The 5252-nt window shown below is 49.2% G+C and carries 4 protein-coding genes, 4 tRNA genes and 1 pseudogene; 2 read left to right on the forward strand and 7 right to left on the reverse strand.

From position 1 onward, the window contains the following. The 5 genes from tuf to OGV57_RS07540 form a co-directional block, all read right to left on the reverse strand. Positions 1 to 1097, reverse strand: a 1097-nt coding sequence (gene tuf, locus OGV57_RS07520; protein WP_118262821.1) for an elongation factor Tu, incomplete at its 3' end; no start/stop codon positions are given. Positions 1098 to 1215: 118 nt separating this feature from the next. Continuing rightward, a tRNA-Thr gene (locus OGV57_RS07525) sits at positions 1216 to 1291 on the reverse strand. Between the two features lie 5 nt (positions 1292 to 1296). Then, positions 1297 to 1371: transfer RNA gene (locus OGV57_RS07530), tRNA-Gly, on the reverse strand. A 113-nt stretch (positions 1372 to 1484) separates the two neighbouring features. Further along, positions 1485 to 1569: transfer RNA gene (locus tag OGV57_RS07535), tRNA-Tyr, on the reverse strand. Between the two features lie 8 nt (positions 1570 to 1577). Then, positions 1578 to 1653, reverse strand: a tRNA-Thr gene (locus OGV57_RS07540). A gap of 19 nt (positions 1654 to 1672) precedes the next feature. On the opposite strand from OGV57_RS07540, the pseudogene OGV57_RS07545 reads away from it, so the two are divergent. Both OGV57_RS07545 and coaA read left to right on the forward strand, forming a co-directional pair. Then, a pseudogene (locus tag OGV57_RS07545) lies at positions 1673 to 1753 on the forward strand (hypothetical protein); the annotation flags it as partial. A 290-nt stretch (positions 1754 to 2043) separates the two neighbouring features. Then, positions 2044 to 2994, forward strand: a complete 951-nt coding sequence (gene coaA, locus OGV57_RS07550) for a type I pantothenate kinase (RefSeq protein WP_003031107.1) — start codon at positions 2044 to 2046, stop codon at positions 2992 to 2994. A 31-nt stretch (positions 2995 to 3025) separates the two neighbouring features. Here the strand turns inward: coaA and birA are convergent, their stop codons facing one another. Continuing rightward, entirely contained in the window at positions 3026 to 3988 is a 963-nt protein-coding gene (gene birA / locus OGV57_RS07555) for a bifunctional biotin--[acetyl-CoA-carboxylase] ligase/biotin operon repressor BirA (RefSeq protein ID WP_054527941.1), read from the reverse strand. Beyond that, positions 3985 to 5013: a UDP-N-acetylmuramate dehydrogenase gene (gene murB, locus OGV57_RS07560; RefSeq protein WP_054527940.1), complete on the reverse strand. Its 1029-nt coding sequence runs from the start codon at positions 5011 to 5013 to the stop codon at positions 3985 to 3987. The genes birA and murB overlap by 4 nt, the downstream gene beginning before the upstream one ends. Between the last annotated feature and the right edge of the window lie 239 nt (positions 5014 to 5252).

Genomic DNA, 5252 nt, shown 5'->3' on the forward strand with positions numbered 1-5252 from the left:
GGGTGGATCAGGGTAACAACCATTTTGATGTTGTCGCCCGGCATTACCATCTCTACGCCTTCCGGCAGTTCGATGGTACCAGTCACGTCAGTAGTACGGAAGTAGAACTGCGGACGGTAGCCTTTGAAGAACGGAGTATGACGGCCGCCTTCGTCTTTGGACAGAATGTACACTTCAGATTCGAACTTGGTGTGCGGCTTGATAGAGCCCGGCTTAGCCAGTACCTGACCACGTTCGATTTCTTCACGTTTGATACCACGCAGCAGAACACCAACGTTCTCACCAGCACGGCCTTCGTCCAGCAGTTTGCGGAACATTTCAACGCCAGTACAGGTAGACTTAGCAGTCTCTTTGATACCAACGATTTCAACTTCTTCACCAACTTTGATGATACCGCGCTCTACACGACCGGTAACAACGGTACCACGACCGGAGATGGAGAATACGTCTTCGATAGGCAGCAGGAACGGCTTGTCAATCGCACGCTCTGGTTCTGGGATGTAAGAATCCAGGAAGCCAGCCAGTTCGATGATTTTCGCTTCCCACTCTGCTTCGCCTTCCAGCGCTTTCAGAGCAGAACCACGAACGATCGGAGTGTCGTCGCCCGGGAAATCGTACTGAGACAGAAGTTCACGAACTTCCATTTCTACCAGTTCCAGCAGCTCTTCGTCATCAACCATGTCGCATTTGTTCAGGAACACGATGATGTACGGAACGCCTACCTGACGACCCAGCAGGATGTGCTCACGAGTCTGCGGCATCGGGCCGTCAGTCGCAGCAACAACCAGGATCGCGCCGTCCATCTGCGCAGCACCGGTGATCATGTTTTTAACATAGTCGGCGTGGCCCGGGCAGTCTACGTGTGCGTAGTGGCGAGTCGGGGTGTCATATTCAACGTGAGAAGTGTTGATGGTGATACCACGTGCTTTTTCTTCCGGCGCGTTATCGATCTGATCGAATGCGCGAGCAGCACCGCCGTAGGTTTTAGCCAGAACGGTAGTGATTGCAGCGGTCAGCGTTGTTTTACCATGGTCAACGTGGCCGATAGTACCGACGTTAACGTGCGGTTTAGTACGTTCAAATTTTTCTTTAGACATCGATTGTCCCTCTAAGACACGGATAAATCGGTGATATCACCACATCAACCAGGCAATATACCTGAGCTGTTGAATGCTTTTAAAAGTAAACAGAGAGAAACGGGAAGGAGAAGTGAAGTGGTGCTGATACCCAGAGTCGAACTGGGGACCTCACCCTTACCAAGGGTGCGCTCTACCAACTGAGCCATATCAGCACGTCTGGAGCGGGCAGCGGGAATCGAACCCGCATCATCAGCTTGGAAGGCTGAGGTAATAGCCATTATACGATGCCCGCATCCTGAAACTCGGCTACCCAGTTCTTTCTGTAACAAAAAAGAGATTTCTCTCTTTTCTGTTCGAGCTGATTAACTTTTAATCAACTCAGGCGGCGATAACGCTGCCAGAAAGTGGTGGTGGGGGAAGGATTCGAACCTTCGAAGTCTGTGACGGCAGATTTACAGTCTGCTCCCTTTGGCCGCTCGGGAACCCCACCGGACTTGATGGTGCCGACTACCGGAATCGAACTGGTGACCTACTGATTACAAGTCAGTTGCTCTACCTACTGAGCTAAGTCGGCATCAAGTAGCGCGCATTTTATGGAGACATGCGCACTCATGCAACTAAAAAATTGCATAAAATGTTCTATCGCTCACATTTTGCACTATGCGACCGATAAATAATCTATTTCTTCTTTGGATTGGACAAATTTCCAACGCCAGGTGCCACCTCAGGGAGGAATTTTGCTCCAGCATGCACGCGTCGATAGAGAGAAAGCACATCTTTATACATCTGGAATACCCGTCACATTGCATTTCAGAGGATGATTTTTTCTTATTATTCCCCTCCATCTGGTGTTACCCTCCTGCCCATTGTCCAAATTAACTGAAATGTGCGTGCCATTGCGTACCGGGGATGATTTCGTTTTTTACCGCAGACCTGATATAGCAATGACAGCCAGACCATGCGTATGAGTATAAAAGAGCAAGCGTTAACGTCGCCTTACCTACAGTTTGATCGCAACCAGTGGGCTGCGCTTCGTGATTCCGTGCCGATGACCCTGACCGAGGAAGAGATTGCTCGTCTTAAAGGCATTAACGAAGACTTATCGCTGGAAGAAGTTGCCGAGATTTATTTGCCTCTCTCGCGTTTGCTAAACTTTTACATCAGTTCAAACCTGCGACGTCAGGCAGTGCTGGAGCAATTTTTAGGCACGAATGGCGAGCGTATTCCTTATATTATTAGTATTGCTGGCAGCGTTGCCGTCGGTAAAAGTACGACAGCGCGTGTTTTGCAGGCCTTACTCAGTCGCTGGCCAGAGCATCGTAAGGTTGAATTGATTACTACCGATGGCTTTCTCCACCCTAACCAGGTATTGAAAGATCGTGGACTAATGAAGAAGAAAGGCTTCCCCCAGTCCTATGATATGCATCGCTTGGTTAAATTCGTTTCCGATCTGAAATCAGGCGTACCTAACGTCACGGCGCCGGTCTATTCCCATCTCATCTATGATGTGATCCCTGATGGCGACAAAACCGTTGCCCAGCCCGACATATTAATACTCGAAGGGTTAAATGTATTACAAAGCGGGATGGACTATCCTCACGATCCACATCATGTATTTGTTTCTGACTTTGTCGACTTTTCTATTTATGTTGATGCGCCAGAAGAATTACTCCAGACGTGGTATATCAACCGCTTTCTGAAATTCCGTGAAGGGGCGTTTACCAACCCGGACTCTTATTTCCATAACTATGCAAAATTATCAGAAGATGAGGCTATCAATACTGCCACATCGCTATGGAAAGAAATTAACTGGCTGAATTTAAAGCAAAACATTTTACCAACACGTGAAAGAGCCAGCTTGATTATGACTAAAAGCGCCAATCATGCCGTTGAGCAAGTCAGGCTACGTAAATAAATAAAAAGGGGAGCCTCAGCTCCCCTTCTTATTATTCAGCACTTCTCAGCGATATTTCTCCACCCATCCAGGGTTTGATCTCGCCATTTTGTTCAAGCAATAATGCACCTTGCGTGTCTATTCCACGAGAGATACCAAATATTTCTTTATCACCAATAATAAGTTTTACCGGGCGGTCGATAAAGTTATCCAGTTTCTTCCAGCGAGACAGATACGGTGCTAAACCTTCGTGCTCAAAGAGCACCAACGCAGCGCGCAACTCACGTATCAGTCGGGCAGCAAGGGTATTGCGGTCAATGTTAATGCCCGCTTCCTGCAGGTTAATCCAGCCTTGATTAACCACATTTTCTTCAACCCGGCGCATGGACATATTAATACCCGCGCCAATAACAATTTGCGCGGCATCACCTGTCTTACCAGTGAGTTCTACCAGGATCCCTGCCAGTTTACGGTCGAGTAAATAGAGGTCGTTGGGCCATTTTACACGGACTTTATCCGCACCCAGATCGCGCAAAACCTCAGCCATGACGATACCAATCACCAGACTCAGACCAATTGCAGCGGCCGGGCCTTGTTCCAGCCGCCAGAACATCGAGAGGTATAGGTTAGCACCAAAGGGAGAGAACCATTTACGTCCACGGCGGCCGCGCCCGGCCTGCTGATATTCAGCGACGCAGGCATCCCCTGACTCCAGCTGACCTATTCGGTCCATCAGGTACTGATTGGTTGAGTCGATAACCGGCAGGACAGTGATATTTCCACCATCCAGTTGAGAATGAATAAGTGAGGCATCTAATAGTTGGATAGGCTCCGGTAAGCTGTATCCTTTACCAGGAACAGTAAAGACATCAACCCCCCAGTCGCGCAACGTCTGGACATGCTTATTGATTGCGGCACGGCTCATTCCCAACGTTTCACCGAGCTGCTCACCGGAATGAAATTCTCCATCGGCCAATAATGAAATAAGCGTCAGAGGGACGGTATTATCCTTCATGCAATGATCTCCACAGCATTCATTTCACCCTGCGGACCAATAAACCGGACCTCTGGTTCGAGCCAGACATTAAATTTCTCACCGACTTTTTGGCGCACATGGTGTGCAAGTTGCACTACATCCTGACTCGTCGCATTATCTGCATTGATCAGCACCAGTGCCTGCTGCTGATGTACCGCCGCGCCACCAATTCGCATACCTTTTAGCTGGCACTGATCGATAAGCCAGCCTGCTGCCAGCTTCACAGAACCATCAGCCTGCGGGTAATGAGGTGCTGTTGGGAATTTAGCCAGGAGCTCCTGCGCAATATTCCCAGTGACAACTGGGTTTTTAAAGAAGCTACCCGCATTACCGTTTACTTTCGGATCGGGCAGTTTTGTCGTGCGCATATGGCAGACTGAATCAAAAACCTGCTGAGGTGTAACTGTTGTAGGATCCAGACGCGTCAGGTCACCGTAAGTCAAAACGGGCTGCCACTGTTTAGGTAAGCGCAGACCAACGGCTACAATTGCGAAACGATCCTGGTATTCATGCTTGAAGATGCTGTCACGGTAACCAAAACGGCATTCTGTAGCACTGACGCGCAGATGTTTGCCGGTCGCCAGTTCAATGCAGTCCACATATTCGCAAACACGCTGAAGTTCCACACCATAAGCACCAATGTTCTGGATTGGCGATGAGCCGACACAGCCCGGAATAAGTGCCAGATTTTCCAGGCCAGGCATGTTGTGCTCCAGCGCATAGCACACCAACTGATGCCAGTTTTCACCCGCGCCTACGTGCAAATGCCACGCATCAGGTTGCTCTGTAATCTCAATACCCTTAATACGATTGACGATCACCGTACCCTGGAAGGTATCAAGAAACAGGACGTTACTCCCTTCGCCCAGAATCAGTACTGGATGATGCGATGCATTGGCTGATTGCCAGGCATTCAGTAATTGTTGTTCATTTTCGGCGCAGACAAGTTCATTCGTTTGCTGATCGATACCGAAGGTGTTCCAGGCTTTAAGGGAGTGATTCATAGACGCTTTCCTGATGCAAAATCGCGCCTAGTTTACCGCATATACCGCAGGATGGCTTGTGTTATGGAGGCTCAGGATATTGCTTTGCACCCGATGGTGCTGCGATGTGCGTGATGCGCTGCGCTTATCAGGCCTGCACAATACGTTCAGCCCGGCGGTTTTTACCCCGCACACACGCAAAAAAGCCCATCCGTCAGGATGGGCTTCTTCACTTTATTTGATGCCTGGCAGTTTATGGC

Origin of the sequence: Citrobacter sp. Cf087, assembly GCF_030334285.1 — a bacterium.
Classification (GTDB): domain Bacteria; phylum Pseudomonadota; class Gammaproteobacteria; order Enterobacterales; family Enterobacteriaceae; genus Citrobacter; species Citrobacter freundii.